The organism is Lactococcus garvieae subsp. garvieae, assembly GCF_029024465.1.
Taxonomy (GTDB): domain Bacteria; phylum Bacillota; class Bacilli; order Lactobacillales; family Streptococcaceae; genus Lactococcus; species Lactococcus garvieae.
The window spans coordinates 1,783,995-1,798,109 of the sequence record NZ_CP118950.1; the positions used below are offsets into that span (position 1 = coordinate 1,783,995).

The following is a 14,115-nucleotide window of genomic DNA, read 5'->3' on the forward strand; positions in this document are numbered from 1 at the left end:
AAAATGAAAGTAACTGTAAAACTGAAACACTCGGAAACAAAAGAAAGGAAAGCGAATTTTTATTCGCTCAAATATAATATGATTTTCAAAGCATTTTACCAAGAAGATAAAACACGTTCACCACGTCGTGAAACAACTAAGGTTCTCTACCTTGACCTTGATGTTACAGATACACGTGAAGGTGTCATCTTAGCGCGCGAACTTTTGGCTGCAAACACAGACTATCACGTTGAATTCATCGATTCACTTTCAGACGAAGCTGTTGAATATGAAAAAGAAAACGGTGGCCTTGAAATTACAAGCTTTTAATTAAAAAAAGATGCTTGCCACCCGCATCATCAAAAGATTTACTGCAAAACACTTTAGAAAAGGACGAAAGTCACCACTCTAAAGTGATTTTGTCATACAAATATGTATAGAAAGAAAACAATGATTAAACCATTAAAAATTAACTCCGACGAAGTCGCAGTTTACGCTATTGGCGGACTGGGCGAAATCGGTAAAAACACATATGGTGTCGAATATCAAGATGAAATTATCATCATCGATGCCGGTATAAAATTCCCAGAAGATGATCTTTTGGGTGTCGATTATGTTATCCCTGACTATAGTTATATTGTCGAAAATATCGACCGTATCAAAGGGCTCTTCATTACACACGGACACGAGGACCACATCGGTGGTATTCCCTTCTTGCTTAAGCAAGCAAATATCCCTATTTATGCAGGTCCGTTATCTCTAGCTTTAATTCGTGGAAAATTAGAAGAACATGGGCTTTTGCGTGATGCAAAACTCTTTGAAATTCATGCGGATAGCGAAATTAAGTTTAACAATTTAAGTGTTAACTTCTTCCGCACAACGCACTCCATTCCAGAACCTTTGGGTATTGTTGTCGAAACACCCCAAGGTAAAGTTGTAGCCACAGGTGACTTTAAGTTTGACTTTACACCTGTTGGTGAGCCCGCTGATTTGCATCGTATGGCTGCTCTCGGGGAAGAAGGCGTTTTGCTTCTTCTCTCAGACTCAACCAATGCCGAAATTCCAATTTTTTCTCACTCTGAAAAAGTTGTTGGTCAAAACATCATGAAGATTTTTGAGCGCATTGAAGGACGTATTATTTTCGCTTCTTTCGCTTCAAATATCTTCCGTTTACAACAAGCCGTTGATGGTGCTGTAAAAACTGGACGTAAGATTGTTGTCTTTGGACGTTCTATGGAAAAAGCCATTGTTAACGGTCTTGAGCTTGGATACATAAAAGCCCCTAAAGGAACTTTTATTGAACCCAACGAGGTGAACCAATACAATTCAAGTGAACTGCTCATCATGTGTACAGGTTCTCAAGGTGAACCAATGGCTGCTCTAAGCCGAATCGCTAATGGTATGCACCGTCATATCACATTACAAATGGGAGACACCGTTGTCTTCTCATCTAACGCGATTCCAGGTAACACACATGGTGTAAACCAATTGGCTAATACAATCACCGAAGCTGGTGCAACCGTGGTTTATGGTAAGATGAACAACATTCACACTTCCGGTCACGGTGGACAACAGGAGCAAAAATTAATGCTCCGTTTGATTAAACCAAAATACTTCATGCCTGTTCACGGTGAGTACCGCATGTTAAAAATTCATGCTGGACTCGCTCAAGACACTGGTGTTCCCAAAGAAAATTGTTTCATTTTCGAAAATGGTGATGTTCTGGCTTTGACTGCTGAGTCAGCACGCTATGCTGATCATTTCCCTGCTGCTGACACTTATGTTGATGGCTCAGGTATTGGTGATGTTGGTAATGCGGTGCTTCATGACCGTCATGAGCTTGCTGAAGATGGTATTGTACTTGCTGTTGCTACCGTAGATTTCAAAAATAAAACAGTGCTTGCAGGTCCTGATATGTTAAGCCGTGGCTTTATTTACATGCGTGAGTCTGGTGATTTGATCCGTAATGGTCAGCGTGTACTTTTCAATGCTATCCGTGAAGCCATGCTCAACACAGAAAATGTTAACGAAGCTGTCGTAGCACGCGCCATGCGTGAAGCGTTGGCTCCGTTCCTTTATAAACAAACTGAACGTCGTCCACTCATCGTTCCGATGATTATGACACCTGATGAAAAATAATACAAAACCACATCTTAAGATGTGGTTTTTGGTTTTGTTATTTTAAGCGTATTAAGCTTATTTTCAGTTATCTTACTATAATTAAGGGTAAAAAACGTTTAAATAGCTGAGGGCTTTCATGTATAAATTCTCCAAAATTATCTTTGCTTATTATCTTCTGTTTCTATTTTGGGGGATTCTTTTTAAATTTGACATCACACATACGATAAATACAGCGCATTTTTTCCCTTCCCGTAGTCTAAACGTTTCACCATTTGATGCTTCTGGTGGACGTTTAGAAATCCTTTTTAACATCCTTATTTTCATTCCTTTTGGCTTTTTTATGGGACGCTTTTCAGAACGGAGCTTCCTCGGAAAATGGGGAATAATCTTCCTTATCAGTCTATTTGTCGAAATCCTTCAATTTATTTTCGGAATCGGAGCCACCGATATAACCGACGTCATCACAAATACTTCTGGTGGTTTGATGGGCCTCTTGCTTTATCATGCCTTTCAGAAAAACGAAAGAAGACAAGATGTGACGAGCTTCTTTTTTGGTGGCTTTCTGCTCTTCTTTACTTTCATCCTTCTGCTTCATTAAAAAAAAACTGAGTTCACTCAGTTTTTTTTATCTGTGCATATTCATCGGAAAACAGCTGATGCAGGGCCTCTTTTTCCTCTTCACTAATAAAAGCCCCATCAATAGCATAATGATTGATTCTCTCAAAATCACTCACTTGAAAATCATACCATTCTGCAATTTTCTCATACTCCTTCTGCAAATTGGTATTGCTCACTGTGCGATTGTCAGTATTTACAGTTACATGAAGACCTTTCTTATACAATTCCAAAAAAGGATATTCTTCAAGATGACGGATAGCTTTGGTTTGAAAATTACTGGTTGGTGCCATTTCCAAAACGATCCCCAACTCCAACAAAACATGTTGATAGTCCGGAAGCTCTTTCGTCATGATGCCATGGCCCAAACGTGTTGCTCCCATCTCGACAGAATCAATGATGTTTTGTTCGCACCCTGGACACTCGCCTGCATGCAGCGTGACTTGTACACCACAGCATGTCACCTTATCCAGCAAGTTTTTAAATTTTACCTGCGGATAGTTCACCTCATCACCTGCCATATCAAAGCCAACCAAATGTTCATCATCGATTTCATCAAAAAGCGGCACCAATTTTTCTAAACGTTCAACCGGTAACTGACGTAAACCACAAATAAGAACATTGGCAATAATGTCAAAATCTTCTTCCGCACGAGAAACACCAGCAATTACAGCTTCTACGGCTTCTTCAAGTTCTAGATTTTTTTCTAAATGTTGACCCGGAGCAAAGCGAATTTCAATATATTTGACATTATCCTCGGCAGCTTGACGAACCACATCATAAGCCGCCATCTCAAGATTCACATAGCTTTGAAGTAAAGGCAAGACAAAGTCAAAGCGCTCCAGATACTCTAAAAGACTTTGAGTCGTTTCGGGCGCTTGTGCACGTTTCAGTATTTCATCATCACTCATATTTAAATCGTGCCCCATGTTATTAGCCAACTGCTTAATACAAGACAAACTGAGTGAACCATCAAGATGACAATGAAGTTCAACTTTCGGCATTAAAGCAATGGTTTCTGAATTAAGCATTAGATTAGAGCCCCCATAAAAATATATTTTTTCTATTTTACGCTTTTTTCTTACGACATGCAAATTTTTTCATTAAGAATATATTGCGGTACAGAATATTCTTGCATATCATCCTTGAGTGATTTTTTTGCCATTTAATTGAAAGGCGTTAACTGTTAATTTTGTCTCCGCCGCTTTATTTATCTATTTTAAGTACATATTTCTTACGGCCATTGATTTCTTTTTCTTCTACCTCTGTTTCTGGTGGCAGTGTAAAGGCTGGGCGGATATGGGCGGGGTAGACTACGCCATTTCCTGAAAACATCCCATCTTCAATTGTTTTTGCTACTGCAGAAGCTGTCGCAAAAGCCGTACGGAGCCACCAAGCATAAGCAGTAGAACCACCTTCTAAAAAAGCTAGTCGAGTAGTATTTCCTCCCTCCTTCCTCTTGAAATACAGTAGATTTCCTTCATCTTCCAAAGGAATTTTTTGCTTATAATTTCCTACATCAATATCTGAAAGCAAGAAAAATTTCCGTTCTATCTTATCCATATGCCTTTTTTTCAAAACTAGGTTTCAACGCCCTTATCTTAATTTCTGTATAAGGTATATCTTCTTGTATGCCCTTAGAAAAACGCTGGATAAAGTCCTTATTCATAAAGGAATCAGGTATACTATGTCCGTAATAAAATCTTTTCCACCCCACTTGAAAAGCCATAGGCGGATCCACAAGATATTTTCTTAATAACGAAACATGGCCTTGCCCAATATAATTTTTCGTGAGAACCAGATAAGGTACTAGCTTTCCGTCTTCTTTGACATGAACGGTATAGCCCAAACGTTTATCTCTATCATAGGCTAACTCTCTTAAAGTTTGTGGCTCTTTTGTGGGAAAGAGGTAAATAAAATCCTCCCTTTTTACAACTATAAACACAGCAATAAATAATTGGGTAATGCTTAAGATCATAAATAGCGCCAATCTTTTTTTCCTTTTCATTACTACCTCCTTAGCAAATATTGATAAAAGCTTCACTAACTAATACGAAAAAAAAGAACAAGAAATCATCCTTGTTCTTTTAGTTTTCCATGGCATTTGCCACAGGTATATTTTCTTATATCAATTTTACGTTGGCGTTGATAAATTTGTTGACAGCTTTGACACACATAAGTATGCTTAGCTTCTCTTAGGGATGGAGCATAACGCAGACCTCCCACTTGAGCAAGTAAGACCTTAAACTCCCTGTCCTTATGCTTATAACCTCTTTGCTGGGCATAGAGATGATAATGAACCAACTCATGGAGAATAATACCATCAAACTCTGCTCGATTTGCCATTTTAGGGTTAAAATCCAAATGCATATCCTTAGGAAAGAAGCGACCGCCCGTACTGCGTAACCGACTATTCCACTGCGCAGTGTGCAGAAAAGGACGCGCAAATTTCTCTACAGAAAGTCGGCGCACATGGTCCGTCAATTCCTCATTGTTCACGGGGTTCAACCAAAGTTAAATTAATCTTACCGCGCTCTTGGTCAATTGATTTTACCCAAACGGTTACGATTTGTCCTACAGCGACAACTTCATGAGGATTTTTCACAAAGTTTTTGCTCAAGTCAGAAACGTGAATTAATCCGTCATTTTTTATACCAATATCCACAAAAGCTCCAAAATCGACAACATTACGCACTGCGCCCTCAAGTTTTTGACCCACACGCAAATCGCCCGCAGAAAGAACATCTTGACGTAAGATGGGTGCATCAAAATTATCACGTAAATCACGCCCTGGTTTTGTTAAATCAGCAATAATATCTGTCAATGTTTCGCGCCCAACCCCAAGTTTCTCTGACATTTCGGCAATATTTACTTTTTTCAAAATTGTTGCTGAATGCGCATCAAGATCAGCTATATCAAGCGTTTTGAGTAATTTTTCAACCACTTTATACGACTCTGGATGAACTCCAGTATTGTCAAGAAAATTCTTTGCATCAGGGATACGAAGGAAGCCTGCTGCCTGCTCAAAAGCTTTCGCCCCTAAACGAGGAACTTTTTTCAATTGTGCACGGCTCGCGAGTGCTCCATTTTCCTCACGAAACTTCACGACATTATTGGCTAAAGTTTTGTTAAAACCAGCAACGTGTGAAAGAAGCGCTGGACTTGCTGTATTTACATTGACACCAACTTGGTTGACGACCGTTTCAACAACAAAGTCCAAGTTTTCGGTAAGTTTCTTCTCTGCAACATCATGTTGATATTGGCCTACACCAATAGCTTTCGGTTCTATTTTCACTAACTCAGCCAAAGGATCTTGCAGCCTTCTTGCAATGGAAATAGCCGAACGTTTCTCCACCGTCAGGTCCGGAAACTCTTCACGCGCCAACTCTGAAGCCGAATAAACAGAAGCCCCAGATTCACTGACGATGACATAAAAGACATCAGTAAGACTGTTTTCTTTTAAGACCTCAGCCACAAATGCTTCCGATTCACGACTGGCTGTACCATTACCAATAGCTATCATATCGACCTTATATTTAGAAATCAGCGCTGCTAAATCCTTTTTAGCTTGGGCAATTTGACTCGCATTGGCAGGTTTTACAGGGTAAATAACTGTCGTCGTCAAGAGTTTACCTGTCGCGTCCACAATGGCAAGCTTTGCTCCTGTACGATAAGCGGGGTCAAAGCCCATCACCGTACGCCCTTTAAGCGGTGCCACCAAGAGCAAGTTTTTCAAGTTTTCACCAAATACTTCAATGGCTGCATCTTCAGCTTTTTCCGTTAATTCTCCCCGTACTGCACGTTCCATTGCTGGAAGCAACTTTTTCTTCACTGCTTCTTTAATGGCCAAACTCATGTATTTGTTGTTTCGTGCAGCAAAACGATTTTCAAAAAAGCGTAAAATTTTATCTTCATTATGTTCAAACTTTACAGAAAGAACGCCCATCTTTTCTCCACGATTCAAGGCGAGTACACGATGATTAGGAAGTTCAGACACTTTCTCCGCAAATTCATAATAAATTTGGAAGACTTTTTTCTCATCGAGGCTTTGCTCTTTCAGACGGCTTTCTAAGAGGCTGTTTTGTTTCACTTCACTCAACAACCAGCTCCGCAATTTAGCATCCTCAGAGATAGCTTCTGCTAGGATATCCATGGCACCTTGAAGCGCCTGTGCTGCCGTAGCAAAAGGTTCACTCGTATATTTTTCTGCTTCTTCTTCAAGATTTGCTGTGTTTTTGACAATGAGTTGTGCAAGCGGGAAAAGACCGTTTTCTTTCGCCACTGTAGCTTTTGTGCGACGTTTTCCTTTATACGGGAGATAAAGATCTTCAACTTCAGATAACTTCTCAGCTGCTTTTATTTGAGCTCTAAGCTGATCCGTTAATTTGCCTTGTTCCTCAATCTTTGACAGAACCGCTGTTTTGCGATCCAAAAGTTTTGTCAGGCTGTCGTTTTCATCAATAATTTTTTTGATTTCAACTTCATCTAAGCTGCCTGTAACTTCTTTTCGATAACGGGCAATAAAAGGTACTGTGTTACCTTCTACTGTCAGTTCAAGCACTTTTTGAACTTGTGAACTTTTAATATTTAGTAATTCAGCTATTTTTTGCGTATTTTCCATTCTTCCATTTTACCATATTATCCCCATTTTCAATTCATGTGATTTCGATGTATATTTGCTAAAATAGCTCTAGTAAAAAATTAGAAAGTGGAAGAAATGGAATATTTAGAATTAGCCCAATCACGCCATGCCGTCAAAAAGTTTGACAGCAAGAAAGTCCCCCTTGAAGAAATAAAAGATATTATTAAAACTGCCCGTCTAGCCCCTTCAGGTATCAACATTCAAAGTTGGCACTTTGTCGTTATTGATTCAGCTGAAGCCAAAGCTGCACTTTTAAAAGAAGTAAATCCTTCAAACCACGAACAGATTGAAACGGCGGGTGGATTGTTGATGATTTTTGCGGACAGCCAATATGCTGAGCGTCTTAGACTTATTAGCGAGCGCGGAAGTAAAGAACTGTCAAGTCTGGACATGGAACGTTTTACTCAACGCTATCAAGCTTATGTCAATGGTTTTGATGCTGAATACCTCAATACCTATATGTCCATTACAACTGGTCTGGTCACAATGAACTTGCTCTATGCTATATATGATAAAGGTTATAAAGCAAATGTTGTCCTTGGCTATAAACGCACAGAAAAAATTAATGAGATTCTCAAGGTCGATAAAAAATATCGCCCAGAACTCATCATTCCTTTTGGAACTTCTGAGGAAACAGGCAACCCAAGTTTCCGCTTGGGGCTTGAGGATATTATGGAGATTCGGTAATAAAAAGTCTGCGTTACTGCAGATTTTTTTATTTTGAGTTTAACATTTTTGAGCGTTTTGTAAAAAAAACTCTAAGCCAAACATGGCTTAGAGTTATAACTCGTGTGAAACGAGATTACATCATTTTGTTGTAGAATTCGACGATAAGTGCTTCGTTGATTTCTGTGTTGATTTCATCACGTTCTGGAAGACGAACGAGTGAACCTTCAAGTTTATCAGCATCGAATGATACGAAGTTTGGACGTCCTTTAGTTGCTTCAACAGCTTCAAGGATTGCAGGAACTTTCATAGATTTTTCACGAACTGAGATAACTTGACCAGGTGCTACGCGGTATGATGGGATATCAACGCGTTTGCCGTCAACGAGGATGTGACCGTGGTTTACGAATTGACGTGCTTGACGACGAGTAGTTGCAAGACCAAGACGGAATACAACGTTATCCAAACGTTGTTCAAGCAAAGTCATGAAGTTGAAACCAAGAGTTCCTTCTTTAACACGTGTAGCTGCTACAAACAAGTTACGGAATTGACGTTCAGAAACACCGTAAGTGAAACGGAGTTTTTGTTTTTCAGCCAATTGCAAACCGTATTCAGAAAGTTTTGAACGGTTGTTAGGGCCGTGTTGACCAGGTACGTAGTTACGACGTGCAAGTTCTTTACCAGAACCTGTAAGTGAGATGCCGAGACGGCGTGATTGTTTCCATGATGGACCAGTATAACGTGACATGTAAATGTCTCCTTCAAATTTTTTTGAAGAATATTGACAGCCTCGAATTCGTGCATTTCACTTTCGCCTTACAGCTTCGGTTACTTCGTAACAAGTGAAATGTTGACGAGTTTTCTAGCTGACTGCTATATTCAACTTTACTATTTTAGCAAAATTATTAAAAACTGTCAACATGATAAGTGCATCACTTACCGTAATCTTCTTATTTAGTTTTCACTTTAACAACTGCTGCAACACTATTGCTACTTCGCTTCATTTTCGTTTGATAATAAAATACAGGAATACCCGCAAGTGTGATCGCTATCCCAATCATCGCAAGGACAGGCTGCTGTGTAATAGTCGTCCACATGATAAACAAGGCACCCAACATTCCAACGATAGGAAGGACGGGGTAAAGAACCACTTTGTATGGGCGGTGCAAATTTGGCTCCTTTTTGCGGAGGATAAATACTGCAAGAATTAACAAGAAGGAGAAAAGCCACATCACAAAGATAACAAGATTTGTCAGAATATCAAAGGATCCTGCTGCCATAAAGATACAAGCCAAACTCCCCACCAAGGCTGTTGAAACAAAGGGAATAGCATTTTTATTGAGTTTACTTAAGTGTTTCGAGAAAGGAAGTGAGTTTTCCAAAGCTAGAGCATAGGGTACACGAATTGCTGTCATTGTGTAGCCATTGAGCGTGCCATAAACAGAAACTAAAATTCCAATCGTCACTAACTTACCACCATTTACACCAAATAATTTTTGTGCAGCATCTGAAGCGGTATTCGCATTTCCTGCAATCTGCTCCAGAGGCAGAACTTTCAAAAACCCTAAGCTAATCGCAATATAAATAAATGAAATAACCAATAAACCAATGGTGATAACTTTCGACAGATGTTTTTGCGGATTTTTCATCTCACCGGCGATATTCCCTACATTCATCCAGCCATCAAAGGCAAACAAACTCGCGACTAAGGCGCCACCGAGTCCGGCAAAGAAGCCGATATTTTGTCCCGCCTGAATCGGAAACAACTGCACATCCACTTGCGAATGGGTTGATAAACCAAAAATAATAATCAAAAAAATTGGGATTAATTTCAAAATCGAAGTGACTTGCTGAAAACGTGAAGTAAAACGTGAGCCCAGTAGATTAATAGACATGATAGTTAAAATAGAGGCAATAGCGATAGGTAATAATAAGCCTTGAGGCAGGCCAAGCAAATTCAGGACTTGTGTGGCAAAGATTATTCCTAGGGCTGCCATATTTCCAGGATTATAAATTAATACTTGTACCCAGCCAAAAAGAAAGCCCACTAATTTTCCATAACTGCGCTCTAAATATTTTACAGCACCACCTGTTTCCGGAATGGCAGCAGCTAGTTCAGCAACGCTGAGTCCCGCACAAATCGTTAAAATCCCCCCTACTGCCCAAGCAAGCAAGGTTAGTGAAGCGGATTGGGTTACTGCGACCATTGCAGCAATTTTGAAGAATACTCCAGCTCCAATAACCGTTCCTACAACAATAGATAAGGCTCCGAAAAAACCGATATCATTTTTCAAGTCTTTTTCCATATAAGATCTTCCTTAAGTAATATATTCACTAATTTTTTAGTGTTATGCACTATTATACGTTAAGTACTTCTACACACCAAACCATTTATGGGACTTCACGAGCTTGTTAAGTAAATGTAAATTTTTAGATGAATTAAAGAGTAAAAATTCATCTAAAAAAACTTCTCACCAAGCGCAACTAAAAGGCTGTCCGAAGACAAGAGCTTTTTATCCACTGCTATTTTTTCAAACCAACCTTACACAAGATCATGAACAATACCCCTAAAAATTAATACCAGTTTGTCGGATTATACCAACAAGAAAAAGTATCAAAAGTTCTTCCATAAGTAGTTGCAAGTGCCCATTGTTTAAATCCAGCATTTGCTACTTGGATTCTCGTACCTACTTTAGCTTTAGCACCATGTCTTTGATATCTAGAGCTGTAATGGTTAGAATGTCCTCTTTTCATTCTTCCCCAATCATAAAGTTCAGAGAAATATACCCATCTTCCTGAAGCATGATTAATAGCTGGTCTTGCTTTTTTATTGGTGTTAGAATCTAAGTTACTTTCTACAATATTACCTTCAGGGTCAAAATGGATATATCCCTCAGAATCTGATGTATGTGTGATATCCCCATAGGGTTCTTGTTTGTCCGCAAAAGCAACTGAACCACCGAGAAAACTTCCAAACAGTCCAAAAGAAAGGACTAATGTTGCTAAATATATCGTTTTTTTCATCTTTACCTCCCCAAAATTTTTTATATACAATGTTGCTAGGTCTTCGATAATTTTACAGTGTTGGATTGTTCGTGATCTTGTGTAAGGCTAATTTTAAAAAAGGGCAGTGGAAATTTAAAGCTCTATGCTTTTATTTCCTTTCTTTGCAAGTTCCTCATCATGGGTGACAATGATTACTGCTTTCCCATCTATTGATTGTTGAAATAAAATATCCGTAACGATATCTCTGTTGAGTGAGTCTAAAGAACCTGTGGGTTCATCTGCTAAAATAAGTATGGAGGGTTTTAAAATAATTCGCGCAAGCGCAACGCGCTGTTTTTCACCTCCAGATAAACTGCTAATGGTTGTCGATAGTTTTTTATTTAAATTGACCGCATTCAGTGCCTCCTTTTTTTGTTTTACTTTCTCTTTCCTACTTAATTTGCTATATTTTAAGCCTATTTCTAAATTATAATTAATTGTTTCTTCTTCAACCAGGCCGAAATCTTGAAATAAAAAAGATATTTTATTTCTCTTTATTTTTAGCTTTTCTTTTGCTTTCAGCTCTGCCGTTTCAACACCCTCAAATAAATATTCTCCTGAACTTACCGTATCGTTCATCCCCAGTATGTTTAACAGCGTCGACTTTCCAGAGCCGCTCACACCTTTGATCGTAACAAAATCACCCTTACTTACAGTAAACGCATGGATTGAAAAAATGGGTTTATCCTGTATTTTTTTTTGGATATTAGATAGAGAGACTATTTCGTTTTTATTCATCACTTTCCCCTTTAAAGATTTAATTAGACTTTCTTTTTTCAACTCTAAACAAAGTCATACTGACTATAATGACATTGAGTACCATGGCCAGAAAGATATTAATAACAAATTCTTTGCTGACTTCAGACAAGAGTATAGCTATAGATAAACCGATCATTAATTCAACTATCAACAATAAAAAGACTGATGCATAAGTTTCAAAAAATGAATAACCGTTTAGCCTTAATAAATAAAATTTTTTCTTATTATACTGGAAGAAATAGGCAGTGGTAAGTAAACAAACAATGGAAAAGACAAAAACAGTCAATAAGGAGCTGGTTAATAAATAACCTAATGAAACGGACAGTCTTTTTATTAGCGTGATATCTGCTTTTTCATAGGGAACAAAAGAAGGTAAATTATCCTTTAGCTTGTTTTTCTCTAAAAGATCGTTAAGTTTTTCACTTGACTGCCCAGCTGTTTTTATTTTGATTGGTGGATACCTATCACCATTAAAAATATTCCTTTCCCAACTGTCGCTGTTTTTGAGTGTTAAAATATCTAAAATAGGATAGTCATCAATCCATAGCTTATTGGGAACAAAACTATAGACAGGTTGTTTATCTTTGATATAGATAATCTCAGTTAACTTTTCCTCAAATTGGAGCAATTCTTTAAAATAGTATTTTTCTATCTTCGTTAAGTCTTCACTCCCCTTGAATCTTTCGGGAATGAGTAATATCCTTTTTTCTTCACTTTCTTCTATAAAAACTCTCTGGTTATTTTCATCGAAAATCTCGAATTTTTTTAAATAGTTAGGGTTGAGTTGTATCGTTCGCCCAAATACTTCGTTCTCTTTTGTATTATAATGTTCTATATTTACGAGCAGGCTCCCGTTTTGGTTTAAATAGCGATAAATTTCCTCCTCTTCTTCTGCTCTAAAATCCTTGTCATGGTCAAATTCAAGTTGATTTTTTCCCACAACAACGGGGTAAAAAACATGATAGTTATCTTCACTTATTTTTTTAGGCACCTCACTATTCCACGTGATATTAGATGCTTCATACATAATCCTTGCTAAATCTAGGTGAGTTACGACTAACATCATCAGAAAAATAAGTTTTATTGCTGTGGGTAATAAATGGATAAATAACTTTTCTGCTTTATTTTTACTCTCTTTTTTTCTCCGATTTAACCTCTCCACAACATAAACCATCATCATCAACCAAACATAACTCAAGGAGAGGAGTAATCCAATATTGATCATAAAATTGACACAATAGCTGCGTGAAATGGTCCCTAATAAATACGTAAGTAAAGCAATCGTTGCCAAAATACAAGTTGCATACCCCTTGCCGATGAAGTTATTTATACTCGCTACGATAGAATAGCCATTTTGTCGTAAAATATGAATTTTTTTATGAACCGAAAAAATCCAAAAACTCAACATCACCGTAAAAAAGGCTATGCCAATCTTTAAATAACTTGAAATATTGTAAATATCCCTACCCGATGATAATTCATAACTTTCACTTTTTTCAAAATCTGCAAAATCTTTGTAAGTATAGTTCTCATCAAAAGCTTTGTTATAAGCATTTTTAATCTGTTCTACCGTATCTTTATATTTGTTTTTATCCTCTGTTTTTATAAAAACTTGCCACTCAAATTCATTTTTATTTTTTAAATTATCTACACTGTCTATAGTTAAGACTGATTTACTCAATGGAGGAGTGTACGCGCTCTTTTGATGCGTATTAGGCGTATACAAAGTTATCTCTTCTTTCGGTAGAAACTTAAAATTAATGCCTTCTTCAATAAAGTACCCTTGGTCTACAACTTTATAGAGTGTAAATAATCCCTCCTGTTTTGAAATGTTTTCTATAATATCAATCGCGCTGTCATTCTCTTTTTTATTTGTTATTTTTTTAGTTTTTTTTACAGGAGAATAACTATCCGTATATCTAAAAAAGTCTGTCACTTTATCTCTTGAATATTGCTCTACCTGAAAAATAAACATTCCAAATAAAATGCTGAGTAGAAGAATAGCAAGATTAAATTTTAAAATTCTTTTTTTCAAACAAGCCTCATTTCAGTTAGTATTTTTATTCTCAAGTTCTGTTTTCTACTGTTTTTTGATCTGTTCTGCAATTTGGACTTCAATTCCTCCTATTCACAATAATTTTTATTCATGGCACACTATTATCCGTAAAAAAATATGAGATATAACAAAAAAATCAAAAAAACTTTTTAACTGCTACTTCTAGAATCGCAACGCTTCCTTGAACTCTCCTATTTACTTTGACCTATATAGTACTTCCTGAGACTAGAGT

At 37.6% G+C, this 14,115-nt stretch carries 12 protein-coding genes and 1 pseudogene; 4 read left to right on the forward strand and 9 right to left on the reverse strand.

Annotated elements, in window-relative coordinates:
- The first annotated feature begins 78 nt into the window (after positions 1–78).
- The 3 genes from PYW30_RS08960 to PYW30_RS08970 all read left to right on the forward strand — a co-directional run bounded on the left by PYW30_RS08960 (position 79) and on the right by PYW30_RS08970 (position 2,698).
- Positions 79–309 (forward strand): DNA-directed RNA polymerase subunit epsilon, encoded by a 231-nt coding sequence (locus tag PYW30_RS08960; protein ID WP_017369648.1) that lies wholly within the window; start codon positions 79–81, stop codon positions 307–309.
- Between the two features lie 120 nt (positions 310–429).
- A complete protein-coding gene (gene rnjA / locus PYW30_RS08965) occupies positions 430–2,118 on the forward strand; it encodes a ribonuclease J1 (protein WP_042218476.1) in 1,689 nt (562 codons plus the stop codon).
- A 118-nt stretch (positions 2,119–2,236) separates the two neighbouring features.
- Complete coding sequence (locus PYW30_RS08970; RefSeq protein WP_014025425.1) at positions 2,237–2,698, forward strand: VanZ family protein; 462 nt, start codon at positions 2,237–2,239, stop codon at positions 2,696–2,698.
- 13 nt (positions 2,699–2,711) lie between these two features.
- Here the strand turns inward: PYW30_RS08970 and add are convergent, their stop codons facing one another.
- The 4 genes and pseudogenes from add to PYW30_RS08990 all read right to left on the reverse strand — a co-directional run bounded on the left by add (position 2,712) and on the right by PYW30_RS08990 (position 7,336).
- On the reverse strand, positions 2,712–3,746 hold the full coding sequence (gene add, locus PYW30_RS08975) for an adenosine deaminase (protein WP_042218478.1): 1,035 nt from the start codon (positions 3,744–3,746) through the stop codon (positions 2,712–2,714).
- A gap of 175 nt (positions 3,747–3,921) precedes the next feature.
- Positions 3,922–4,723: pseudogene (locus PYW30_RS08980) on the reverse strand (DUF6273 domain-containing protein).
- Between the two features lie 65 nt (positions 4,724–4,788).
- A complete protein-coding gene (locus PYW30_RS08985; protein ID WP_042218480.1) occupies positions 4,789–5,223 on the reverse strand; it encodes a SprT family protein in 435 nt (144 codons plus the stop codon).
- Positions 5,204–7,336 (reverse strand): Tex family protein, encoded by a 2,133-nt coding sequence (locus PYW30_RS08990; protein WP_042218482.1) that lies wholly within the window; start codon positions 7,334–7,336, stop codon positions 5,204–5,206. The genes PYW30_RS08985 and PYW30_RS08990 overlap by 20 nt, the downstream gene beginning before the upstream one ends.
- Positions 7,337–7,432: 96 nt before the next feature.
- Between PYW30_RS08990 and PYW30_RS08995 the strand changes: the two genes are divergently transcribed.
- Positions 7,433–8,044, forward strand: coding sequence for a nitroreductase family protein (locus PYW30_RS08995; protein ID WP_042218484.1), 612 nt, complete (start codon positions 7,433–7,435; stop codon positions 8,042–8,044).
- A gap of 115 nt (positions 8,045–8,159) precedes the next feature.
- Here PYW30_RS08995 and rpsD read toward each other — a convergent pair whose 3' ends face one another.
- The 5 genes from rpsD to PYW30_RS09020 all read right to left on the reverse strand — a co-directional run bounded on the left by rpsD (position 8,160) and on the right by PYW30_RS09020 (position 13,862).
- On the reverse strand, positions 8,160–8,771 hold the full coding sequence (gene rpsD / locus PYW30_RS09000; protein WP_003133217.1) for a 30S ribosomal protein S4: 612 nt from the start codon (positions 8,769–8,771) through the stop codon (positions 8,160–8,162).
- 202 nt (positions 8,772–8,973) lie between these two features.
- The gene (locus PYW30_RS09005) at positions 8,974–10,329 is read right to left on the reverse strand and encodes an APC family permease (protein ID WP_042218486.1); all 1,356 of its coding nucleotides are present in this window, start codon (positions 10,327–10,329) and stop codon (positions 8,974–8,976) included.
- A gap of 268 nt (positions 10,330–10,597) precedes the next feature.
- A complete protein-coding gene (locus PYW30_RS09010; RefSeq protein WP_042218489.1) occupies positions 10,598–11,047 on the reverse strand; it encodes a hypothetical protein in 450 nt (149 codons plus the stop codon).
- A gap of 114 nt (positions 11,048–11,161) precedes the next feature.
- Positions 11,162–11,806, reverse strand: coding sequence for a putative bacteriocin export ABC transporter (locus tag PYW30_RS09015; RefSeq protein ID WP_042218491.1), 645 nt, complete (start codon positions 11,804–11,806; stop codon positions 11,162–11,164).
- Positions 11,807–11,825: 19 nt separating this feature from the next.
- Complete coding sequence (locus PYW30_RS09020) at positions 11,826–13,862, reverse strand: DUF1430 domain-containing protein (RefSeq protein WP_042218494.1); 2,037 nt, start codon at positions 13,860–13,862, stop codon at positions 11,826–11,828.
- Positions 13,863–14,115: the final 253 nt, after the last annotated feature.

What these genes read in the sequence shown, in the direction of transcription:
- add (WP_042218478.1), bottom strand. Translation starts at nt 3,746, where the DNA reads ATGCTTAATTCAGAAACCATTGCTTTAATGCCGAAAGTTGAACTTCAT.
- PYW30_RS08990 (WP_042218482.1), bottom strand. Translation starts at nt 7,336, where the DNA reads ATGGAAAATACGCAAAAAATAGCTGAATTACTAAATATTAAAAGTTCA.
- PYW30_RS08995 (WP_042218484.1), top strand. Translation starts at nt 7,433, where the DNA reads ATGGAATATTTAGAATTAGCCCAATCACGCCATGCCGTCAAAAAGTTT.
- PYW30_RS09005 (WP_042218486.1), bottom strand. Translation starts at nt 10,329, where the DNA reads ATGGAAAAAGACTTGAAAAATGATATCGGTTTTTTCGGAGCCTTATCT.
- PYW30_RS08960 (WP_017369648.1), top strand. Translation starts at nt 79, where the DNA reads ATGATTTTCAAAGCATTTTACCAAGAAGATAAAACACGTTCACCACGT.
- PYW30_RS08970 (WP_014025425.1), top strand. Translation starts at nt 2,237, where the DNA reads ATGTATAAATTCTCCAAAATTATCTTTGCTTATTATCTTCTGTTTCTA.
- rpsD (WP_003133217.1), bottom strand. Translation starts at nt 8,771, where the DNA reads ATGTCACGTTATACTGGTCCATCATGGAAACAATCACGCCGTCTCGGC.
- rnjA (WP_042218476.1), top strand. Translation starts at nt 430, where the DNA reads ATGATTAAACCATTAAAAATTAACTCCGACGAAGTCGCAGTTTACGCT.
- PYW30_RS09015 (WP_042218491.1), bottom strand. Translation starts at nt 11,806, where the DNA reads ATGAATAAAAACGAAATAGTCTCTCTATCTAATATCCAAAAAAAAATA.
- PYW30_RS09010 (WP_042218489.1), bottom strand. Translation starts at nt 11,047, where the DNA reads ATGAAAAAAACGATATATTTAGCAACATTAGTCCTTTCTTTTGGACTG.